The organism is Cohaesibacter sp. ES.047, assembly GCF_900215505.1.
GTDB lineage: Bacteria > Pseudomonadota > Alphaproteobacteria > Rhizobiales > Cohaesibacteraceae > Cohaesibacter.
Genome location: NZ_LT907844.1, coordinates 4,076,687 through 4,098,169, shown reverse-complemented (window position 1 = coordinate 4,098,169; position 21,483 = coordinate 4,076,687). Strand labels below are relative to the sequence as shown.

General features: G+C 54.3%; 19 protein-coding genes and 1 pseudogene. 10 read left to right on the top strand and 10 right to left on the bottom strand.

Annotation, left to right across the window (positions count from 1 at the left end; genetic code table 11):
• Positions 1 to 64: 64 nt before the first annotated feature.
• The 4 genes from CPH65_RS18790 (at position 65) to CPH65_RS18775 (ending at position 4,567) form a co-directional block, all read left to right on the top strand.
• A complete protein-coding gene (locus CPH65_RS18790) occupies positions 65 to 1,081 on the top strand; it encodes an amino acid ABC transporter substrate-binding protein (RefSeq protein ID WP_096175274.1) in 1,017 nt (338 codons plus the stop codon).
• Positions 1,082 to 1,242: 161 nt separating this feature from the next.
• Positions 1,243 to 2,436 carry an amino acid ABC transporter permease gene (locus CPH65_RS18785; protein WP_096175273.1) on the top strand — a complete coding sequence of 398 codons (1,194 nt, stop codon included), beginning with the start codon at positions 1,243 to 1,245 and terminating at the stop codon, positions 2,434 to 2,436.
• 9 nt (positions 2,437 to 2,445) lie between these two features.
• Complete coding sequence (locus CPH65_RS18780) at positions 2,446 to 3,741, top strand: amino acid ABC transporter permease (RefSeq protein WP_096175272.1); 1,296 nt, start codon at positions 2,446 to 2,448, stop codon at positions 3,739 to 3,741.
• A 25-nt stretch (positions 3,742 to 3,766) separates the two neighbouring features.
• Positions 3,767 to 4,567, top strand: coding sequence for an amino acid ABC transporter ATP-binding protein (locus tag CPH65_RS18775; protein WP_096175271.1), 801 nt, complete (start codon positions 3,767 to 3,769; stop codon positions 4,565 to 4,567).
• Positions 4,568 to 4,579: 12 nt separating this feature from the next.
• On the opposite strand, the pseudogene CPH65_RS25095 reads toward CPH65_RS18775, so the two are convergent.
• The 7 genes and pseudogenes from CPH65_RS25095 to CPH65_RS18740 all read right to left on the bottom strand — a co-directional run bounded on the left by CPH65_RS25095 (position 4,580) and on the right by CPH65_RS18740 (position 12,692).
• Positions 4,580 to 5,531 (bottom strand): annotated as a pseudogene (locus tag CPH65_RS25095) (IS630 family transposase).
• A gap of 188 nt (positions 5,532 to 5,719) precedes the next feature.
• A complete protein-coding gene (locus CPH65_RS18765; protein WP_096175270.1) occupies positions 5,720 to 6,373 on the bottom strand; it encodes an outer membrane protein in 654 nt (217 codons plus the stop codon).
• Positions 6,374 to 6,565: 192 nt separating this feature from the next.
• Positions 6,566 to 7,417: a 3-mercaptopyruvate sulfurtransferase gene (gene sseA / locus CPH65_RS18760; protein ID WP_096175269.1), complete on the bottom strand. Its 852-nt coding sequence runs from the start codon at positions 7,415 to 7,417 to the stop codon at positions 6,566 to 6,568.
• Positions 7,418 to 7,661: 244 nt separating this feature from the next.
• A complete protein-coding gene (locus CPH65_RS18755) occupies positions 7,662 to 8,003 on the bottom strand; it encodes a carboxymuconolactone decarboxylase family protein (protein ID WP_096175268.1) in 342 nt (113 codons plus the stop codon).
• Positions 8,004 to 8,362: 359 nt separating this feature from the next.
• Positions 8,363 to 9,400, bottom strand: a complete 1,038-nt coding sequence (locus tag CPH65_RS18750; RefSeq protein WP_096175267.1) for a cysteine synthase A — start codon at positions 9,398 to 9,400, stop codon at positions 8,363 to 8,365.
• Positions 9,401 to 9,684: 284 nt separating this feature from the next.
• Positions 9,685 to 11,157, bottom strand: coding sequence for a bifunctional diguanylate cyclase/phosphodiesterase (locus tag CPH65_RS18745; protein WP_172891548.1), 1,473 nt, complete (start codon positions 11,155 to 11,157; stop codon positions 9,685 to 9,687).
• Between the two features lie 530 nt (positions 11,158 to 11,687).
• Positions 11,688 to 12,692: a LacI family DNA-binding transcriptional regulator gene (locus CPH65_RS18740; RefSeq protein ID WP_096176507.1), complete on the bottom strand. Its 1,005-nt coding sequence runs from the start codon at positions 12,690 to 12,692 to the stop codon at positions 11,688 to 11,690.
• A gap of 172 nt (positions 12,693 to 12,864) precedes the next feature.
• Here CPH65_RS18740 and CPH65_RS18735 point away from each other — a divergent pair, with 172 nt between their 5' ends.
• Genes CPH65_RS18735 through CPH65_RS18720 form a run of 4 tightly spaced genes read left to right on the top strand, consistent with a single transcriptional unit; the run spans position 12,865 to position 16,246 of the window.
• Positions 12,865 to 13,899 carry a TRAP transporter substrate-binding protein gene (locus CPH65_RS18735; protein WP_244574451.1) on the top strand — a complete coding sequence of 345 codons (1,035 nt, stop codon included), beginning with the start codon at positions 12,865 to 12,867 and terminating at the stop codon, positions 13,897 to 13,899.
• 40 nt (positions 13,900 to 13,939) lie between these two features.
• Positions 13,940 to 14,422 (top strand): TRAP transporter small permease, encoded by a 483-nt coding sequence (locus CPH65_RS18730; protein WP_157747800.1) that lies wholly within the window; start codon positions 13,940 to 13,942, stop codon positions 14,420 to 14,422.
• On the top strand, positions 14,419 to 15,696 hold the full coding sequence (locus tag CPH65_RS18725; protein WP_096175263.1) for a TRAP transporter large permease: 1,278 nt from the start codon (positions 14,419 to 14,421) through the stop codon (positions 15,694 to 15,696). The genes CPH65_RS18730 and CPH65_RS18725 overlap by 4 nt, the downstream gene beginning before the upstream one ends.
• Before the next feature lie 10 nt (positions 15,697 to 15,706).
• Positions 15,707 to 16,246 (top strand): VOC family protein, encoded by a 540-nt coding sequence (locus tag CPH65_RS18720; protein ID WP_096175262.1) that lies wholly within the window; start codon positions 15,707 to 15,709, stop codon positions 16,244 to 16,246.
• Positions 16,247 to 16,333: 87 nt separating this feature from the next.
• Here CPH65_RS18720 and pdxA read toward each other — a convergent pair whose 3' ends face one another.
• The 3 genes from pdxA to mnmD all read right to left on the bottom strand — a co-directional run bounded on the left by pdxA (position 16,334) and on the right by mnmD (position 19,146).
• Positions 16,334 to 17,311 (bottom strand): 4-hydroxythreonine-4-phosphate dehydrogenase PdxA, encoded by a 978-nt coding sequence (pdxA, locus tag CPH65_RS18715; protein WP_244574450.1) that lies wholly within the window; start codon positions 17,309 to 17,311, stop codon positions 16,334 to 16,336.
• 228 nt (positions 17,312 to 17,539) lie between these two features.
• Complete coding sequence (gene mazG, locus CPH65_RS18710; RefSeq protein ID WP_096176505.1) at positions 17,540 to 18,376, bottom strand: nucleoside triphosphate pyrophosphohydrolase; 837 nt, start codon at positions 18,374 to 18,376, stop codon at positions 17,540 to 17,542.
• Positions 18,377 to 18,447: 71 nt separating this feature from the next.
• A complete protein-coding gene (mnmD, locus tag CPH65_RS18705) occupies positions 18,448 to 19,146 on the bottom strand; it encodes a tRNA (5-methylaminomethyl-2-thiouridine)(34)-methyltransferase MnmD (protein WP_157747799.1) in 699 nt (232 codons plus the stop codon).
• A 94-nt stretch (positions 19,147 to 19,240) separates the two neighbouring features.
• Between mnmD and CPH65_RS18700 the strand changes: the two genes are divergently transcribed.
• Positions 19,241 to 20,416 carry an FAD-binding oxidoreductase gene (locus CPH65_RS18700; protein ID WP_096175261.1) on the top strand — a complete coding sequence of 392 codons (1,176 nt, stop codon included), beginning with the start codon at positions 19,241 to 19,243 and terminating at the stop codon, positions 20,414 to 20,416.
• 374 nt (positions 20,417 to 20,790) lie between these two features.
• Positions 20,791 to 21,483 carry a glutathione S-transferase family protein gene (locus tag CPH65_RS18695; protein WP_096175260.1) on the top strand — a complete coding sequence of 231 codons (693 nt, stop codon included), beginning with the start codon at positions 20,791 to 20,793 and terminating at the stop codon, positions 21,481 to 21,483.

The following is a 21,483-nucleotide window of genomic DNA, read 5'->3' as shown; positions in this document are numbered from 1 at the left end:
AAGAAGCCGGCGAGACTGTACAATAATGCAATCAAATTCTTTTGGGCAACAAATAGGCTGCAACATGAAAAAAGCTCTTACTTCCGTACTTCTGGGTTCTGTCTTCGCGATCGGTGCAACCGCTGCATCTGCTGCGACCCTTGATGATGTAAAAGAAAAAGATGCCGTTCAGTGCGGTGTGAGCCAGGGTCTGCCGGGCTTCTCCAATCCTGATGCTGAAGGCAACTGGACCGGCCTTGACGTAGACTTCTGTCGTGCAATGGCAGCTGCCATCTTCGGTGACGACACCAAAGCCAAATACTCGCCCCTTTCTGCCAAAGAACGCTTCACGGCTCTGCAGTCCGGCGAGATCGACGTTCTGCCGCGCAATACCACCTGGACCATGACCCGCGACACCGCTCTGGGCCTGAACTTCGCTGGCGTCAATTACTATGACGGTCAGGGCTTCATGATTCGCAAGTCCCTTGGTGTTACCTCCGCTCTGGAGTTGTCCGGCGCATCTGTTTGCACCAACACCGGCACCACCACCGAGCTGAACGTGACCGACTACTTCCGCTCCAACAACATGGAGCTGGAACTCGTTCAGTTCGAAAAATCGGACGAAGTTGTTCAGGCCTATGATGGCGGTCGCTGTGACGTATACACCACAGATGCTTCCGGCCTCTATGCACAGCGCCTGAAACTCACCAACGCCGACGATCATGTCGTTCTGCCGGAAATCATTTCCAAAGAGCCACTTGGCCCGGTTGTTCGTCAGGGTGATGACCAGTGGTTCAACATTGCCAAATGGGTGCTGTTCGCCATGGTCAATGCTGAAGAGCTCGGTGTGACCTCGGAAAACGTTGACGAAATGAAGGAAAGCAAAAACCCATCGATCCGTCGCCTGCTTGGTGTTGAAGGCTCCTTTGGCGAAAACCTCGGTCTCGGCAACGACTGGGCTTACAACATCATCAAAGAGGTTGGCAACTACGGCGAAAGCTTCGAAGCCAACGTTGGCCCGGAAACCCCGCTTGGTATCGCACGTGGCGTGAACGCCCTGTGGTCCAAAGGCGGTCTGATGTATGCGCCTCCAATCCGCTAAAATGCGTTGATTATGCCCCGGCAGGACGATTCCGTCCGCCGGGGTTTTTTGTCCGTGGCGCAGAAGAACTACAATTGCATAATCCCCGGTTTACAAGGGGTAACGCCACGTACCCGATCGTTCGGTCGACCTGACGGCGACCGGCCTTGGACGAGGTCATCATGGCTGCAAACACTCATGAGGTCGCCGATACGGCGCCCGCCAAGGGATCCATATTCAATGATCCCATGGTCAGAGGGATAGTTTATCAGGTCGCGCTGATTGGCGGTCTGGCTTATCTCGCTTGGAATATCATTCAAAACGCTGCCCACAACCTGGAAAAACAGAATATTGCCTCCGGTATGGGCTTCATGGACAACACGGCTGGGTTCCTTCCGAACCAGTCACTGATCGAACTGAGCGCCACCTCCACCTACGGTCAAGCGCTGCTGGCCGGTCTGCTCAACACGCTTCTTGTTGCTGTCATCGGCATCTTTTTTGCCACCCTTGTCGGCTTCATCGTCGGCATTGCCCGCCTCTCCAACAACTGGGTGATCTCGAAGCTGGCGACGGTCTATATCGAAATCATTCGAAACATCCCTTTGCTGCTTCAGATATTCTTTTGGTATTTTGCCGTTCTGCGCGCACTGCCCAATCCGCGCAACTCGTGGGATATGGGAGCCGACTTCTTCCTCAACAACCGCGGCCTCTATATGCCCAAGCCCATGTTCGGCGAGGGATCCGGACTCATCCTGATTGCCTTTGTTATAGCAATCGTCGGATCAATTGGCGTGTCCTACTGGGCGAAAAAGCGTCAGATGGCGACCGGGCAACGCTTCCCCGCCTTCTGGACGAGTGTGGGCATGATCATAGGTCTTCCCATTCTGGCCTATTTCATTGCCGGTATGCCTATCAACCTTGATGCACCGGGCCTTAAAGGCTTTAACTTTGCCGGTGGCATGAAGGTGATCCCCGAATTTGTCGGACTTCTCCTGGCTCTGACGATCTACACTGCGTCATTTATCGCGGAAATCGTGCGGGCGGGCATTCTCGCCGTTAATCATGGGCAAACTGAAGCCGCGCATGCGCTAGGCATCAGAAACGGGCCGACGCTGCGACTGGTCATCATTCCGCAAGCCATGCGGGTGATCATTCCGCCGCTCACATCGCAATATCTGAACCTGACGAAAAACTCGTCACTGGCCGTGGCCATCGCCTATCCGGACATCGTCTCGGTCGGCGGTACGGTGCTCAACCAGACAGGGCAGGCGGTGGAAATCATCGGCATCTGGATGATTGTCTATCTGTCGATATCTTTGTTCACATCCATGCTGATGAACTGGTACAACCGGTCCATCGCATTGGTCGAGCGCTAGGAGAAAACCATGTCTGAACACTCTTTCTCCTATGTCAGAAAATATATGGAAGAGGAACGTCCGGCTCCGTTGAGTACAACCGGAGCAGGGCACTGGATCAAAACCAAACTATTCTCTTCCATCCCGAATACGATCCTCACGTTCATCGGGCTCTATCTGATCTATCTGATTGTCCCGACACTCATCGAGTTTGCTTTCATCAACGCGGTCTGGACCGGTCAGGATCGTGACGCCTGCGCCGGTATTGACGGAGCTTGCTGGGCGTATGTGAGGGACTATTTCAATCTCTTCGTCTATGGACGTTATCCGCCGGAAGAATACTGGCGCGTGAATATCGTTTTTGTGGTGGGCGTGCTGGGCCTGATCCCGGCACTGATCCCCGATGCACCGTTCAAGCGTGAAAACATCCTTTTCATGCTGATCGGCTATCCGGTCATGACGTTCATTCTGCTCACGGGTGGCAATTTGGCGTTCGAAGCCTTTCTTTTCGAATATGCCATCCTGTTCCTTGTGATTGTTGGCCTTGGCGCGCTCATCGCCTATGCAACTCAAAGCGCAGTCAAACCGGTTGTGCTGTTGCTCGGCAGCATCGGAATTGCGATCGCCATCATCTTCGGGATCATGTCGTTCGATTTCGGTCTCGTGCCAGTTGAAACAGCTCGTTGGGGTGGCTTCCTCGTCACGCTCGTGATTGCTGTCACCGGGATTGCGGCTTCGTTGCCGCTTGGCATTGCTCTCGCCTTGGGTCGCCGGTCGAAGATGCCGGTCGTCCGTCTGGTTTCGGTGATTTTCATCGAATTCTGGCGAGGCGTCCCACTGATCACGGTTCTCTTCATGTCGTCGGTCGTGTTGCCGCTCTTCCTTCCAGACGGCGTCACCTTCGACAAGTTGCTTCGTGCCCTGATCGGGGTTGCGCTCTTCTCGGCCGCCTATATGGCCGAGGTGGTCCGCGGTGGTCTTCAGGCCATCCCGAAAGGGCAATATGAGGGGGCTGATGCCCTTGGCCTGACCTTCTGGCAGTCCACATCCCTTATCACCATGCCGCAAGCGCTCAAGCTTGTGATCCCCGGCATCGTGAACACCTTCATCGGTCTGTTCAAGGATACGACCCTTGTTCTCATTATCGGTCTGTTCGACCTTCTGGGGCAGGTGCAGAACTCTTTCTCAGACTCCACATGGGCCACCTCGACCCAGAGCCACACAGGCTATCTCTTTACGGCGACTGTCTTCTGGCTCTTCTGTTTCGGCATGTCCCGCTATTCAATTTTCATGGAAAACCGGCTACATACCGGTCACAAACGATAAGTTGCCCGGAAAGGTATTTAGTCCTATGTCAGAAACCGCTGTAGAAACCACCGAGCACCGCGAAGAACGCATCAAGATGCAGGTGTCTGAAACCGACGTTGCGATCGAAATCGAGAAAATGAACAAGTGGTATGGTGACTTCCACGTTCTGCGCGACATCAATCTCAAGGTCATGCAGGGTGAACGGATTGTCATCGCAGGTCCTTCAGGGTCGGGCAAGTCAACCATGATCCGCTGTATCAATCGCCTTGAGGAACATCAGGAAGGCAAGATCGTCGTTGATGGCATCGAGCTGACCAACGATCTCAAGAAGATCGACGAGATCCGCCGCGAGGTGGGCATGGTGTTCCAGCACTTCAATCTCTTTCCGCATCTCACCATTCTGGAAAATCTTACCCTGGCTCCGATCTGGGTACGCAAGATGCCCAAGAAGGAAGCCGAAGAGATTGCGATGCACTATCTGGAGCGGGTCAAGATCCCCGAACAGGCCCTCAAATATCCCGGCCAGCTCTCGGGTGGTCAGCAGCAACGTGTGGCCATCGCCCGTTCTCTGTGCATGAACCCACGCATCATGCTGTTCGACGAGCCAACCTCGGCCCTCGATCCGGAGATGATCAAGGAAGTGCTCGACGTGATGGTCGGCCTTGCTGAAGAGGGCATGACCATGTTGTGCGTGACCCACGAAATGGGCTTTGCGCGTCAGGTTGCCAACCGGGTCATCTTCATGGATGCCGGTCAGATTGTTGAGCAGAATGAGCCCGAGGCCTTCTTCACCAATCCGCAACACGAGCGGACCAAGCTGTTCCTCAGCCAGATCCTGCACTAAAGCATATCGCAATTAATTAACCTCATACCCGGCAGCTTTGAAGTAGTTCAGACACTCCTTGGCAGAATAGAGGTCACAAATGTCACCGATCGCGTCTGAGATTGTATCGAAGCTTCTGGCTGCTCGCTTGCGCAGCAGTGTCTTGAGTTTGGAATATGCCATTTCGATGGGATTGAGGTCCGGTGAATATGGCGGAAGAAACAGCAGCCATGCTCCCTTTGATTTGACGAGCTTTTGAGCTTTCTCACTTTTGTGGAAGGCGACATTATCGAGGATGACGATGTCGCCAGCTGACAGGGTCGGCAGTAGTTGAGTTTCAATCCAAGTTTCAAAGATACGTCGGTTCATCGGAGCATTGACGATCCAGGGCGCAACCATCCCACGGGATCTCAAACCAGCGATGAAGGTCTGGGATTTCCAATGACCAAAAGAAGCGTGGGCGCGATAGCGCTGTCCTTTTGGTGACCATCCAGACCGTTTGGTCAGCTTCGTGTTGGTTGATGTCTCATCGATAAAGATCAATCGGGACAATGCTTTGTTGAAGAAAGGCCGGCGCTGATTGATCCATACATACCGATCATGAGCAATCGCGGCCCGTAGCTGTTCAGTGGCTACCAGACTTTTTTTTATGGCTCAGGCCGAGCCTGTGAAGCACGCGCCCAACGCTAGAGCGATGCACATGGACCCCGCGTTCAGCCAATTCCAGACAAAGCTCATCAAGCGTCAGATCGCCATTCTCAGACATGCGCCTTGTGATCCATTCATGATGCACACCCAACTTGCCTTTGTCTGGTCGGCCTTGCTTGCGAGGCTGCACAGAACCCGTCTCTTTCTTGAGAAGCATCAGGTTATTGACAAACCGTGGTGACACGCGGAAATGGCTGGCGGCCGCCCGATGCGAATGACCGGCATCAACAAATGAAGCAACACGTTCGCGCAATGCAATAGGAAGTGATTTGCCCATGATGATCCCCTTTTCTCAAAGGGAATCACAATTGGCAAAAAATGGGAATCCTGAATCTCATTAACTGCGACACGCTTTAGAAGCAAGGATTACAGACAAACAAAAAGAGCCCGAACAAATCTGTCCGGGCTCTTTTTGTCTTTAAAGGTCAGTGGGGCCGGTCTGGCCCTGTCGCAAACAGGTCGACGTTAGAACTGGAACGTCAGACCGACTTTGGCGACCGCACCATCAATGTCTGTTTTGGAGCTGGACCCTGCAAAATTGTAGGTTTGGTCATTGGACCAGCGATAGCCGGCCTCAGCACGCAAGGAGATATTCTCGGCAACCATGGCTTCGACACCGCCGGTGGTGCTGATAAAGGTATGAACATTGTCGTCAGACGTGCCCGTTGCACGATCCGTCAACTTGCCATCCTGAAGACCTACGCCAAGGGCCGCATAGGGCAGAACGCCACCCATGTCATAGCCGACGCGTGCTCTGATCTCGGTATCCCAAGTGCTTTCGAAGCGGGACGTTGCACTGCTGTCATCGATGTTGTTGTAGTTGGCAGAAATCTCTGGGCCGAAGACGAAGCCGTCCTGAGCAAAGTTGTAACCGGCATAGCCGCCAATCGTACCACCATCGCCATCAACAGATGCTGCGCTACCGTTGGTGTCAGTGTCGCTCCAGATCCAGCCTGCGGCCACACCAGCATAGGCACCTTCCCACGGATTGCCAGACATCACTTCAGCAGGAGCCGGCGGCGCTGAATAGATAGGCTCCGACTGTGGCAGGTCTGCAGCCATGCTGGCGCCGGTTGCTGCCATTACCAATGCCGCGCTTGAAACTATTACTCTTTTCATTTTACTCACCGCTAGTTTGTTGTCATTCTGTGTGACTTCCTAATGACAAAACGTATAGCGGCGAGAGTTGTTCCTTTCGTGGTCGAATTATGCCATTTTTATGGCAGCCCAGTTCGTCGCATAAATGCAACAGTCTGGATGCCAACCCGCCGAAAACCGAGCCTTCGGCCTGTGCATTTCGTGGTTAAGACGTCAGTCTCGCTCGATAATGCTGTCTTCGCGGCTGGCCCATTCGGTCCAGGATCCGTCATAAAGGCCCAGACTCTTCACCCCAATGGTATCAAGAGCCAGCGTCAGAACAGCAGCCGTCACCCCCGATCCGCATGACGTGATGATGCGCTTGGACAGATCAACGCCCGCATCAAGAAATTGCTGACGCATGACTTCGGTGTCCTTGAGGCATCCCGACTCATCGATCAGTCCAACAAATGGCACATTCTTCGACCCAGGCATTCGGCCGGAACTCAACCCTGGCCGCGGTTCTGGGTCAGTTCCTCTCCACCGCCCGTTGGATCGCGCGTCAACGACTTCCACGTCCGGAATATCGATCGCCCTGAGCATTTCGGCATGATTGCACACCGCACCACGATCAAAGCGGGCTGCGAATTTGCCCTTTGTGATGATCGTCGTCTCATCAGTGACCGGGCGTCCTTCAGCTTTCCATTTGGGCAGGCCACCATCCAGAATATAGACATCCTCCACACCCATGATCCGGAAAGTCCACCAGATACGCGGTGCCGTCCTAATCCCGGCGACATCATAAATGATGATCGTTTTGCCATTGCTGATGCCCAGCTGTTCAACGGCCTTGGCGAACGCTTCGGAGGTCGGCAGCATATGAGGCAGATCGGTTGTCAGATCCGCAATGCCGTCCAGATCGAAAAAGACTGAACCGGGAATGTGCTCGGCGTTATACTCTGCTTCTGGATCGCGCTCTTCTGCTGGCATGTGCCAAGAGCCATCGACAACCACCACATCAGGGCTGTCGAGGTGAGCCTCCAGCCATTCCGTATCAACAAGCCATTTGTTTCGCTCACCCATCATGCTGCTCCTGATTTCTTAAAGGGCCGTGGAGGGACGCTGGGGTCTGACATCTGTCTAACTCTCTGCGCTCTCCTCTGGCGGTCAGAATGAACGAAGTCGTTGCGCGAAGCCATATGCATCTCACTGCAAACAAGGAGAAATTCTACATCTGTGGACATAAGCAAGCGGCCACGAGAAAGGGCCGACCCATGGTCGACCCTTTCAAAAACACGACATGTCGTCCCGCAGGACCAGTCAGCAAGCCTTAGTCGCTCAGCTGTTCCCAGCAGTCCATGGCTTTTGCTGCATACATCAGGGACGGTCCGCCACCCATATAGATCGCGGTGCCAAGGCATTCTTCGAATTCTTCCTTGGTGCAGCCCAGCTTGATCAGAGAGCGGGTGTGAAAAGCAATGCAAGGCTCACAGCGCTGCCCGATGGCAATGCCCAAAGCGACGAATTCCTTGGTCTTGGAATCAAGAGCACCCGGCTTGTCGGCACCAGACGACATGGACGAGAAACCACCCATGGTGTCAGGGATGTCCTTGTGGAGAGTGCCGACCTGTTTGGAAATGTCTGACATCAGCTGTTTGAAATCGGTCGCCATGATAATCCTCTTTTGGCCTTGTTCCGCCCGAACGGACGGAACCTGTTGAAAGATCTGGCACCTTTAATATCATTATATTCTAATATTGCAATATTTAAGTCCGAATAGCAGCTGTTCCGAAATTGGATGGATGCTCAATTTAGCTTGCGGGAAAACGCCGTTCAGGTTCAGCTCAAAAAAGGGGGGCTCAATAAACACAATATATTTCATGTGTTTAGCATGACTGAAGGTCTGGTTTGCGCATGCTGACGGTCTGGGAACGGTTTTGAATGATAGTGTCCATAATTCACAGCCCCGGCAATAGGTCGCATGGTGCGAGTGGGCGGGGGCTGAACCACATGTGCAAAAGCCACCAAAGGCTATTCCGCTTCAAATGGAATCGTGATGTCCGACGTGCGCGTCATCCATTCCGGCACGGGCAGTCCCTTGGCCTTCAGGAAGTCCGGATTGTAGAGCTTTGACTGATAGCGGGTGCCGTAGTCGCACAAAATGGTCACGATGACATGGCCGGGCCCAAGGTCCTTGGCGAGGTTGACCGCTCCGGCGACATTGATCGCCGACGATCCACCAAGGCACAGGCCTTCCTTGTCCAGAAGTTCGAAGGCATAGGGCAGGGCGTCCCTGTCGGCGATGCGATAGGCATGATCGACCTCAAGGCCTTCAAGGTTTCCGGTGATCCGTCCCTGACCAATCCCTTCGGAGATCGACGATCCTTCGGATTTCAAGACGCCTTCGGTGTAGTAGCTGTAAAGGGCTGCGCCTTCCGGATCGGCAAGACCGATCTTGATGTCCGGCTTGTGTGATCTGAGGCCCAGTGCTGTCCCGGCCAGTGTTCCGCCGGTTCCGACGGCGCAGATGAAGCCGTCCACCTTGCCGTCTGTCTGGTGCCAGATTTCCTCGGACGTGGTCTCCGCATGGGCGCGCCGGTTGGCGACATTGTCGAACTGGTTGGCCCAAACGGCTCCATTGGGCTCGGTCTGTGCCAGCTGCTGCGCAAGGCGTGCAGAAACCTTCACATAGTTGTTCGGATTGCGATAGGGGACCGCTGGCACCTCGATAAGGTCGGCACCGGCCAGACGCAGCATGTATTTCTTTTCCTGCGACTGGGTTTCGGGGATCACGATGACGCATTTGTAGCCAAGCGCATTGGCAATGAGCGCAAGACCGATCCCGGTGTTTCCGGCCGTTCCCTCAACGATGGTGCCGCCGGGCTTCAAGGCGCCGGATTCCACCGCATCACGAATGATGTATAGTGCTGCGCGATCCTTGACCGATTGGCCGGGATTGAGAAACTCGGCCTTTCCGAGTATTTCGCAGCCGGTCAGCTTGCTGACGCCATTGAGGCGAATAAGAGGGGTGTTCCCGATGGCATCAATCACACTGGTTCGCACGTCCATTGGCCTATCGTCCTTTCGTAAGGGCGCAACTCATCACCCATATTTATGGAACGTGGAGGCATCCCGCAAGCGCTGCACGCGGTGTCAGGGTATGCGAAGTGGGCCATTTTCCGCAAAATTGCCATTTGCCAACACGGCTTGGCAGGCAATCCACGCAGCGAAAAATCATTTCACCGAGGAGGGCTGCAAAAGGCAAGACTATTTCATGCACATGCGCCGCATCCACGACGCAAGGTCTGGATCAACGCGTTCCTTTGATGCTTAAGCTTCAAAGAGCCGTCAAATCATCCGGCCTGATCAAGAGACTGCCTAAGGTCACTGCGCTTTCGATGCTGAGCGACGAGGTCGAGAGCGGATGCAGAATCAACGGGCCGACCGAGAAGATATCCCTGCCCACAGCCACAACCGAGTTCCTTGAGTATGGCAAGCTGCTCACGGTTTTCAATGCCCTCGGCGGTGGTGCTCAACCCCAGAGATTCACTGAGCAACAGGATCGTCTTGACGATCGCCATCTGTTTCTCATTATCTTTGAAGTTGCTGATGAAGCTCTGGTCCACCTTCAGGCGATCAAAATCCAGCTGAGACAATTGTGACAGACTGGAATAGCCGGTTCCGAAATCATCAAGCGACAGCTTCACACCGATCGAGCGCAATTGGGACACAATCTCGGAGGCATGCTCAACATCCTGAACCAGAGCGCTCTCTGTAATCTCCAGCTCCAGTCTGTGCGAAGGAAAGCCGACTTGATTGATAATCTTTACAATCCGGAGGCCCAGAAGCGGATCCTTCAACTGCACAGGGGAGAGGTTGAAGGACAGAATGATGTCATTCGGCCATTCCATCGCGTCGATGCATGCCAACCGCAACAACTCTTCGGACAAACGGGTGATAATCCCCATGTCCTCAGCAACCCGAATGAAGTGCTCCGGCGACACATTGCCGTGACCCGGTCGCTCCCAGCGTGCCAGAGCTTCAAATCCATAGACTTCGTTGCTGGTAAGGTCAATCAGAGGCTGGTAATGCGGGCGAATCTCGCCATCATCAAGTGCCTTTTGAAGATCCTTCTCGATCTTGGCCCGCTCATCGTTTGCTGCCAACATGCCCGCGTTGAACCGCATAACGGTCTCATCACCCATCCGCTTGATCGCATACATCGCCAGATCGGCAAAATGGATGACATCATCGAAAGTCTTGCTATCGTCCGGATAGCAGGCCACGCCCATACTGGCTCCGATCGCATGAACGACCCCTTCGCATTTGACGGGTTGGCTCAGGGTATCACGCAAGGTCTCAGCGACTTCCATCAGATCATAGCCACCTGATAGATCCACCAGACCGACAAACTCATCACCACCAAGCCGAAAGACATGTTTTAATGGGGCAAAAGAAGACAGTCGTTTTGCCACTTCGATAAGCACGATATCGCCACCAGCGTGCCCGAGCAGGTCATTGGCTTTCTTGAAGCCATCGAGGTCAATCGAAAGCACACCAACATGACCACCAGCCTCGTCTGTGTAACCTTGAATGACTTCTTGCAAGTAGCGACGGTTGGGCAGCCCTGTGAGACTGTCGTGTTTCGATAGCCAGTTCAGCTCCTCTTCGGCAGAAATACGCCGCTTGATCTCTTGCTTCTTGCGCATTTCCGAGCGAAGGGCATAGGCATGGCCGGCAGTTCCCAAAAGAAACAGCAACAGAATTGCTTCATCAATTTCGTAAGCATCATATGGACGGCTCCATTGATGAAACCATTCATACAAGTCTCTCTCAGCGGCACCCCACCATAAGAGGAGAGCAACTCCAAAAAAGAGCAGAGGCTCGATAAAACGGCCTAATTTCATTGATCGTTTCATTACTTGCTTCATGACACACCATGACAATCACCGGAACATGCGCCGGAAAATCGGGCAAAGATGGTCCGTCCGAACTTTACCGCTATCGTAATACTACGCAGACATTTGTATACAGCTCGTTGATTTCCTGCACGGATCGGCGAAACACCAGAACTGATCGAATATATAATAAACAATCAATTATCAGATATTCAATTTACGCGAGCATTTATGAGTTTCAGCTAAGTATAAAGGTTGCATTATTAACCTTCTGAAAGCTTATCACGCGCATTTCCAGTTGTTTTGTAAAGTATAGAGCAAAACGAAACGAAACCAAGGCGATTCAAAGTTTCCTTCAAGCGCTGCCGACATCGATTTGTCGCCTTGATGCGAATTTTTTGGGGGGGGCTTTCATGGTTCTGCCTAAAAAGGAAGGTTTGAAAAAGAACGTTAGCAGCTCAACTCGCTGGCATCAGGTTTTCCCTTAGAAAAATGTCCATCTTCACCGCATGCCGTGATCGGGTGGCGCTAGGGTTGACGACAAGCCGTAAGGCGGTTTCCAGGATATACTCGGGGTCGGAATCGATGACTGCGTCCATGGTTCCGTCGATCAACATGCGGCGGGTGTCCGATGTCAGTCCATGGCCGACGAACACCAGATCGTGGCGCATCTTTTTTGTGATGGCCCGTGCGATGCCATCGGATGCGCCACCCACATTGTAAATTCCCACCAGATCCGGAGTATTGTCGATGACCGATATCGTGTGGTGATAATTTTCAGCCGCGTTATCATGACCCTCACGCATTCCGATCACTTTAAGGCCGGGAAACATCTCTTCCATCAAGGCATGAAACCCTGCAACGCGCTCGGAGTGGGCGCGATAGTTGCGGCTGCCGGCCACCATTGCGACACTTCCTGTATCCGCCCGAATGAAACGCCCCATCAAAAGACCTGCCGTTCGACCGGCCATCTGGTTCTCAAGGCCGACATAGGCACTGCGGGCAGGGTGCGGCAAGTCGGTGATGACGGTCACCACGCGCGTTCCATTTGATGTGATATCCTCGATGGCGGCGCGCACGGCTGGATGGTCGATGGCCATGAAGATGATGCCATCCGCCCACGCGGCGTGATGTCGCAGCGCCGAAGCCAATGCATGGGCATCAAAGCTCTCGATAAAGAAGCATCGAAGGGAAACCGTGTCCTGAATCGGCATGGCTGCACGCTCGTGAACCTTCTCACCCAACAGCCTCAAATAGGGATTTGTCCCGGCGGGAAGCAGCACCGCGACATTCATGGGGCCTTTGCCGGACAGGGACGCATATTCTTCATTCGAAATGAAGCCCAAGTCCAGTGCTATCGCCAAAACTCTTTGCAATGTTCTAGGCTTAACGCCCTTGCGCCGGTTCAGTGCCCGATCCACTGTCGCCAGCGAAACCTGAGCCTTTTGTGCAATATCCGACATCCCGCAGGACTTTTTTTTATTCGAAGCCGTCAATACATCAAAACCCATCATTGAATGCTGTTTGACTTGAAGTTGACCAACTCACAAACTCGTCGTCAAGCCAATTGTTTTGGAAGGACTTCAGTTGGAATAGGTGTAGTTAGCACCTCAGAAGACATCATGGGAGGTAATTTTGACTAACAGGAATTCAAAGAAAGGCCTGTCGGGCCTAACCCGTCGGCTTGCGCTGACGATGGGGGTCGCCATTGGTCTCGCAGCCATGGCTCCGCTGAGTGCCAGTGCGCAGTCGTTGACCTTGCGCTACGGCCACAACAATGAGCCGGCTTCCGTAGCAGGCGCTCAGGCAGACTGGTTCGCAGAAGCCCTTGCAAAGGCATCCAATGGCGATATCAAGGTGCAGGTGTTCCCGGCGTCCCAGCTGGGCAAGCTGCAGGAGCTTGCCGAAGCCGTCTCGATCGGCTCGATCGCCTTCTCACACAATACCGCAGGTGGCATCGGATCCCTTTATGAACCGTTCGCTGCGCTCGATACCCCCTATCTTTATCGCGACATCGATCACCTGATGAAAGTGACCGACGTTGATTCTCCGGTCATGCAGGAACTGAACAAGGGCCTGATCGAAGCTGCGAACGTTCGCGTGATCTACGCCCATTATTTCGGTCGCCGTCACATGACTGCCAACATGGCCGTGAAATCTCCGAAAGATCTGGCTGGCGTGAAGATCCGTGCCGTGCCGTTCCCCATCTATACGACCGCAGTTGAAGGTATGGGCGCCGTGCCGATCCCGGTTGACTGGTCCGAAGTCCCAACCGCTCTGGCAACTGGCGTCGCTCAGGGGCAGGAAAACCCTGTCAACGTTGTGCTGTCCGTCAAGCTCTATGACGTGCAAAGCCACCTGATGCTCACGGGGCATATGTCCAACGCCGAAGTCGTCGTGATGAACGAAGACGTCTGGCAGAGCCTGACCGACGAGCAGAAAGCTGCCGTGAAACAGGCTGCTGAAGAAACCCGGCAGAAAGCCACCAAGGCCATTCAGGACAAGGAAGAAGAGGAAACTCAGGCCTTGCGGGATCTTGGCATGACTGTCATCGGCCCGGACGAAGGTCTGGACATTGAAGCATTCCGTGCTTCTGTGAAGGCTCTTGTGCAGGAACGCTTCGGTGAGAAATATGGCGACCTTTACGAAAAAATCGCAGCGATAAAGTGACGATATGCAATCGAAATTGATAACAAAGGGCCGTGTCATCATGACACGGCTCAGCCAAACCGGCGTTTGGGCAGGCATGCTGCTTCTTGCGCTCCTAGCAAGTCTCATCGTCATTCAGGTGGTGGCGCGTAACTTCTTCGACAAGGGGCTGCCCTGGGCTGACGAACTCGCACGGTTCAGCTGTTTCTCTCTGGTGTTTCTGTCTGTCCCGCTTTTGGCTCTCAAGCGTGCAATGGTCTCGGTGACCTTGTTTCAGGAGTTGGTAGGAGACGCAGTCCGCCGCTGGTTACAGCTGCTCAGCGAAATGTCCCTGCTTGCTTTTGCCGGGTTCATGCTCTGGGGGTTCGCCGCCTATCTGCCGCGTGCGGGCAAGTTTCTGACGCCTGCAATGGGAATGCCCAACTGGTGGTTCTACAGTCTCGCACTGATCGGCACCATCGTTCTGGCCATTGTCGCACTTTTGCTGATTGCCGAGACGCTGACGAATGCCTCTCCCTCCAAACCTCGGGAGTCCGAACAATGAGCGTTACGCTACTTCTGCTCTTCCTTGTTTTGCTGATTGTCGGCGCGCCGGTTGCCGCCGCTCTCGGGCTCTCCTCTGCTCTGATGGTTGTCTTGAACAACCTCCCGGTCAGCGTGTTGGCTCAGCGCGCCGTGAACTCGCTTGACAGTTCCCCCTTGCTGGCCGTGCCGCTGTTCATCCTCGCAGCAAACCTGCTCAACTCAATGGGTGTCACAACGCATCTTTTTGATCTCGTCCGCATGGTTTTGGGGCGCATCAGAGGGGCCGTCGCCCAGGTCGGCGTGCTTGTTTCTCTCGTGTTCTCTGGCATTTCGGGTGCCGCGCTTGCCGATATCGGTGCTCTTGGTGCCATCCAGATCGGCCAGATGAAAGCGCAGGGCTATCGCGAAGACTTTGCTGCAGGGCTTACAATCGCTGCGGCCACCATCGGTCCGATCTTCCCGCCGTCCATTCCCATCATCATCTATGCCAGCGTGGCGAACGTTTCGGCCGTCAAACTGCTGCTTGCCGGGATTGTTCCCGCATTGCTGCTGACAGGTCTTTTGATGGTGCAGATCGGCATCATGGCCCGCATGTTCAATCTGCCGCGTGATACGGTCAAGCCGACACGCAAGGCTATCGCATTCAAGTTTGTCTACTCTTTCCCAGCCCTTATGGCGCCGATCCTGCTTGTCGGCGGTCTGGTGAGCGGCTATTTCGGCCCAACTGAAGTTGCTGGCATGACCGTGGCCTATGCGGTTCTGATTGGCATATTCATCTATCGGACGCTCACTCTTCGGAAAATGCTCGACTGTCTGGTCGAGACTGTTGAGGCCACGGCGAACATTCTTCTCATCGTTGCCGCCGCCGCGCTCTTTGCCTGGGTTCTGACACTCGATCAGGTGCCCATGAAAGCCAGCGCTCTCTTGCTGAGCATAACGGACAGCCCGTTCCTGCTGCTCCTGCTGGTCAATGTGATGCTGCTCGTCGTCGGCATGATCCTTGAATCAATCGCAGCCATTCTTATCATCGCTCCGATCATTGCTCCGGCATTGGTTGCCGCCGGTGTCGATCCCCTTCAACTGGGTATCGTCTTCGTCCTCAACCTGATGATCGGTCTGCTGACCCCTCCGGTCGGAATGAGCCTTTATATGGTTGCCATCATCACCAAGATGCCGGTGGCGCAAGTCATCCGCGGTGTGATGCCCTTCTTTGTGCCTCTGTTGTTGGCGTTGGTTCTGGTTTCGGCCGTTCCAGAGCTTTCCAATTGGCTACCAAACATAATGATTAAGTGAGGAAAGCTCCATGAGCAAACATATCGGGCCAATTCGGCAGCTTGGATTTGTCGTCGATGACATCGAAGCGGAAATGGAATACTGGTCCACCGTTATGGGTGTTGGTCCCTGGTTCTACAACCCGCATGTTCCCATTGAAGAGTACGCGTTCGATGGAGAGCACCACGAAGTGCATAACTCCGTCGCTCTGGCCAACGATGGCTACATTCAGGTGGAGCTCATCCAGACGCGCAATGATGCGCCGTCCATGTATCGCGACTTCAAGGGCAGGGGCCTGCGTGGCCTGCAGCATGTCGCCTATTGGACCAAGGCCTTCGATAAGGATCTGCAAGGGATGCTTGATGATGGTTTCACGGTCAAGATGAGCGGCAAAGTCGGTGATGACGGACGGTTCGTCTATTTCGGTCAGGAAAGCCACCCGGGAACCGTCATTGAACTCTCTGAGGTAATGGGCCCGAAAGGTCGCATGTTCGATCTGATCCGTGAAGCCTGCGAAAACTGGGATGGCAGCGATCCCGTTCGTCCATTCCCTGATCTGTCCAAGATCTAGACCCGGTCGCGCATATTGCCAGAAAAAACTAAAGCCCGCTGAGATGCTCTCTCAGCGGGCTTTTTTTTGATGGATTCACGAGCCGGATCAGGCCTGCTTGATGGGTTTCATCTTGCGCGCCATGGCGATGGCGGCCTGCATGTTCCCCGGATCGGCCACGCCCTTCCAGGCAATATCAAATGCTGTGCCGTGATCGACGGATGTGCGCAGGATCGGCAGTCCGGCGGTGATGTTGACGCATTCATGCCCACCGATCAGCTTGGCCGGAATGTGCCCCTGATCGTGATACTGGGCGACGACAATATCATAGCGTCCTGCAATGGCTTGTTCGAAAACCAGATCGCCCGGAATGGGACCGTAGGTATCGATGCCTTCTTCGCGCGCGGCAGCAACGGCAGGAACGACATAGTCATCATCTTCAGAACCGTAGTGGCCATTCTCACCACAATGCGGATTTAAACCGGCTACGGCAACGCGCGGCTTGGCAATGCCTGTTGTTTTGACATGTTCGTTGGCCACCCGGATGGTTTCGAGGACCGTTTCGGTGGTGCAGTATTTGGCTGCATCGGCCAGTGAAACATGGGTCGAGACATGAATGACCGAGAGTTTCGGGCCCGCGAGAACCGCGAAGTTTTTCTTCACCCCGGTGAACAGCTTGAGCAATCCGGCGTGGCCGCTCAGATTGTAGCCCGCATCGCGCAAAGCGGTTTTGTGCAGGGAAGCGGTGCACACGACATCGATCTCGCCAGCGAGCGCAAGGTCGACGGCCTTCTTCACACAGCGGCAGGCTGCTTCTCCTGCGTCGGGCTGAATTTCACCGTCGCGGATATCCTTGGCATTGGGTGCGTCGACCTGAAGAAGGGGAACCGCGCCCTTGGGCGGTGTCGCATCTGTCGAGAAGTGAAAATCAGCATCGATCAGATCTCTGGCTCTGTTCATGAACAACTGGTCCCCAATGACGAGCACGCCGGCGCGTTCTTCTGCGGACATCACGTTCAAAGCCTTGCAGACGACTTCAGGGCCGATCCCGGCCGGGTCGCCCATTGTGATCCCGATTTTATTCATTGCAGACACATCCTTCTTTTCGTTCCTGACATTGGGATTGTCGCGCTGAGGCCAAATCCCTGCCATTTAAATCAGCGTGCATTTCATATCACATTTAGTGATTTATATAGCACAAATTCTGTTACGATGACATGGATATGTGCGGTTTCTGGCCATATTTATGTTACATTTCCATAGATACGGCGGAAGCATGTTGTTTTGTGGACGAAAGGCTTATCTGAGCGCTGGCTACTTCTTCTTGGCCTGTTGCCACAGGGTTTCCATCTCTCCAAGAGTGGCCTCATCAAGGGATGAACCCTCACGGGTCAACTGCTCTTCGATATAGCCGAAGCGGGTGCGGAATTTCTGATTGGCGCTGGCGAGGGCCTCATCCGGGTCGACGTGGGCATGACGGGCGAGATTGGCCACGGCAAACAGAAGATCGCCGATCTCTTCCTTGATCGCCTGTTCATTCTCTTCCATGCCTTTGTTGATTTCCACGCGCACTTCCTCGACTTCCTCGGTGATCTTGTCGAGGACGAGCATCGGATCGTTCCAGTCAAAGCCGACCTTGCTTGCCTGCTTTTGCAGTTTGACGGCGGCCAGAAGCGAGGGGAACCCGCGTGGCACATCATCAAGAAAGGCCTTGGCCTCATCGGTGATGCCCATCTCGGCCCGGCGTTCGGCGCGTTCGGCCTTTTCTTCCTGCTTGATCGCTTCCCATGCACCGCGCACCAGTGCCTTGCCGCGCTGGCCGACATCGCCAAAGACGTGTGGGTGGCGACGGATCATCTTTTTGGTGATGGCGTGGACCACATCGCCGAAGTCGAACCGGGCAGGGTGGTCGTCCATTTCACTGGCCATCTGAGCATGGAAGATCACCTGAAGCAGCAGGTCTCCCAACTCGTCACGCATATCATCAAGGTCGTCGCGTTCGATCGCGTCCTGCACCTCATAGGCTTCCTCGATCGTGTAGGGAATGATCGAAGCGAAGGTTTGTTCTACGTCCCACGGACAGCCGGTCTCCTTGTCCCTGAGGCGGCGCATGATTTCGATGAGCATGTCGATGTCACGGGACGGGGCAATGGATTTGGTATCTGCTGACATGGGACCAATCGGGCTTTGTTGGAAAATGCGGCTGAGATCGTGAGGCAAGATCACCGTTTTGTGCCGGTGATCATATCCCGTTTATGCCCAAAGCCCTTGCGCTTTGCAATGGCAAAGCCCGCTGCGTCCAGATTGCGCCGGACCCAGCCCGCAGCGGTATAGCTGGCCAATGTCGCGTTCGGATTGGATGCATCTGCGACTGCCTGCATGAGATCAAGCGACCAGAGGTCGGGATTGGTCTTGGGGTTGAAGCCATCCAGAAACCATGCGTCGATCGCCATCGGCATGGAGCTGAGCGCATCTGTTGCGTCGCCAATGAAAAGATGGAGCGTTGCAGAGCGCAAGCTTAATTGCTGCCAGCCTTCGGCGTCTGGTTGCCAAGCACCGATGAGCTGATCGGCGAGGGGGGCAATGTCCTCCCATGGCGATAGAGCCTTGGCGAGGCTGTCGCGATCCAAGGGATACTTTTCGACTGAGACGAACGTCAGGGCCGGATCCTTGGTGGCGCCATTCGCATGTGCCACCATCCATGCCTGCCATGTCACGAGGAAGTTGAGGCCGGTGCCGAACCCCAACTCTCCGATGGTCGGTGCCTCGCCGCTCTTCCAGCGCGCGGCAAGCGCATTGCCATCAACAAAGACATACCGACTTTCCTCTATGCCGCTCTCGCGGGTGTAGTAGGTGTCGTTAAAGCGTGTGGATTTCGGTGTCAGATTGTCGAGCCAGACAAGCTCGGGGGACTGGGGCATATTGAATTTTCCCCTCGAAGGAGTAGGGTGCGGCAACTGTCGCTCAAGGTCCGAGACCTGTTGTTCCTCCCTTTCATAAGAAGAAATCGCACCGATGCCAAGTCCTCTTTCTCCCACCGAAACTGCCTCCCGTCCAGACTGCCTCATCATTGGAGGCGGTGTCTTTGGTCTGTCCATCGCCCGCGCCTGTCTTGGGGCTGGCATGCGTGTCACTCTGGTCGATAAGGGGGAGATCGGGCAGGGTGCCAGCTACGGTCTTCTGGGTGCGCTTCTACCCCATATGTCTGAGCGATGGAATGAGAAAAAAGAGTTTCAATTCAGAGCCTTGAAGAACCTTTCTGAAGTTAAGGTAGCACTTGAAGAAGAGGTTGGAATCTCAATAGGCTATGATCGTTGCGGTCGGGTCGTGCCGCTTGGCACAGAGAACCTCAGGGAGCGTCATTTCGTGCGCTCAAAAGAGGCGGAAACCTTGTGGCACGGGGCCGAGACCGGCTTTTACCACAAGGTGTTTGATGACACGAACCTGCATGGATGGATCAATACGGATCTGTGCCCGCAAGGCTACGCCTTTGACAATTTCTCGGCGCGAGCCAATCCAAGAGCCTATTGCGAAGCTGCCAAGGCCTCTGTGCTCAAGCGCGGTGGTCAGATCCTTGAGAACAGGGCGGTCCTCGACATCGAGGATCTTGGCGAAAGCGCCAGCGTGACGCTGGACAATGGCGACCGGCTTGAGGCTGGTGTGGTGGTCATGGCGGCCGGGTTCAGAAGCTTTCCCATGGTCGAGCAGCTGACGGGCATGCAAGAGCTTGGCAAGGGCGTTAAGGGACAGGCGCTGATCGCCAAGGTTGGGCAGGAGCCGGGTCTGCCGATCCTTTATGATCGCAGCGTCTATGTCGTGCCGCATGACGGCGGCGTCTGTGCCATCGGCAGCACGTCAGAGGAACACTGGGACGACGAACACAGTACGGATCATCAATGCGATGAAATCTGGCAGAAGGCGCTCAATCTGTGTCCGATGCTTGAAGGGGCCGAGATTCTGACCCGCTGGGCTGGTGTTCGGCCAAAGGCGTCGAAGCGTGATCCGATGGTCGGCTTTCTACCGGGATCAAAAAGCCTGTTCGTAGCGACTGGTGGCTTCAAGATCGGTTTTGGTATCGCTCACGCCATTGCCGAGGTTTCCAGAGAACGCATTGCTGGTCTTGCACCAACTTTGATGCTGCCTGCAAGCTTTGAAGCATCGCATCATCTTGATGGCAAACCCTGGTCGTAAACCACCGGCCGAAAGGCTGAGACACGTTCGTTCGGGATCAGTTGATTTTGTCTGGTTCCGAACGCGCTAGATGAGCGCTGAATCATCCTTGAGTGGGGGAGAGATGTTCTTGCGACTCTTGGTAACGCTTTTCTAAGGATGTTTGGATAGTTACAAATCACTGTTGATCAATGATTCGCATAATCTATATTATGGAACTTTATTAGTTCGCTCTGATATTTCTGTTGGCCTTCGTGAGCGCTGAAACTCTATAAGAATCAATCATTAAATGATGATCCTTGAAGTTTTTGTTCGTTGTCTCAACTGCGCACCGTGTGATCTTCTTTTCCCTTTGTCACGTATATGCTTCAACGACATTTGAAGAAAGGCTCACGATGATCCGCGTCCATTATCTCGAAGAATCCCGCGCCCACCGCATCCTGTGGCTTCTGGAGGAACTGTCCGTTGAGTATGACGTGATCGTCTACAAGCGCACGAAGGACTTTCGTGCACCGGATAGCTTGAAGTCTGTTCACCCTCTCGGCAAATCGCCTGTGATCGAGGATGGTGATCGGGTTCTGGCTGAAAGCGGAGCCATGATTGAGTATCTCGTCGATACCTATGGATCTGACGGCGGATCAGGCAACACGCTGAGACCCGCACGGGATACGGACGCCTATCACGACTATCTCTACTGGCTGCATTATAGCGAAGGTTCAGCCATGCCTTTGGTGACCAACAAGCTGCTTTTTCAGATGCTGCCAAAGAAGGTTCCAGTGCTGATCCGACCGATTGCGTCTTTGATTTGCAAGGGCGTAACAGACAGTCTGATCGATCCGCAATTGGTTGACCATGTGACATTCTGGAATGACACTCTGGCTCGTGATGGCTGGTTCGCAGGTGGCCAATTCAGTGCGGCGGATATTGCGATGGGATTTGTCGTTGAAGCGACCATGGATCGGTTCGCCGTTGATGGCGCGCCGAATGATCGTATCGAGGCTTACATTGATGCCATACAGGCGCGGCCCGCCTATCAGCGCGCACTGAAACGCGGTGGCAACAATTACAGCCTGTCGCAAAAGCGGTGA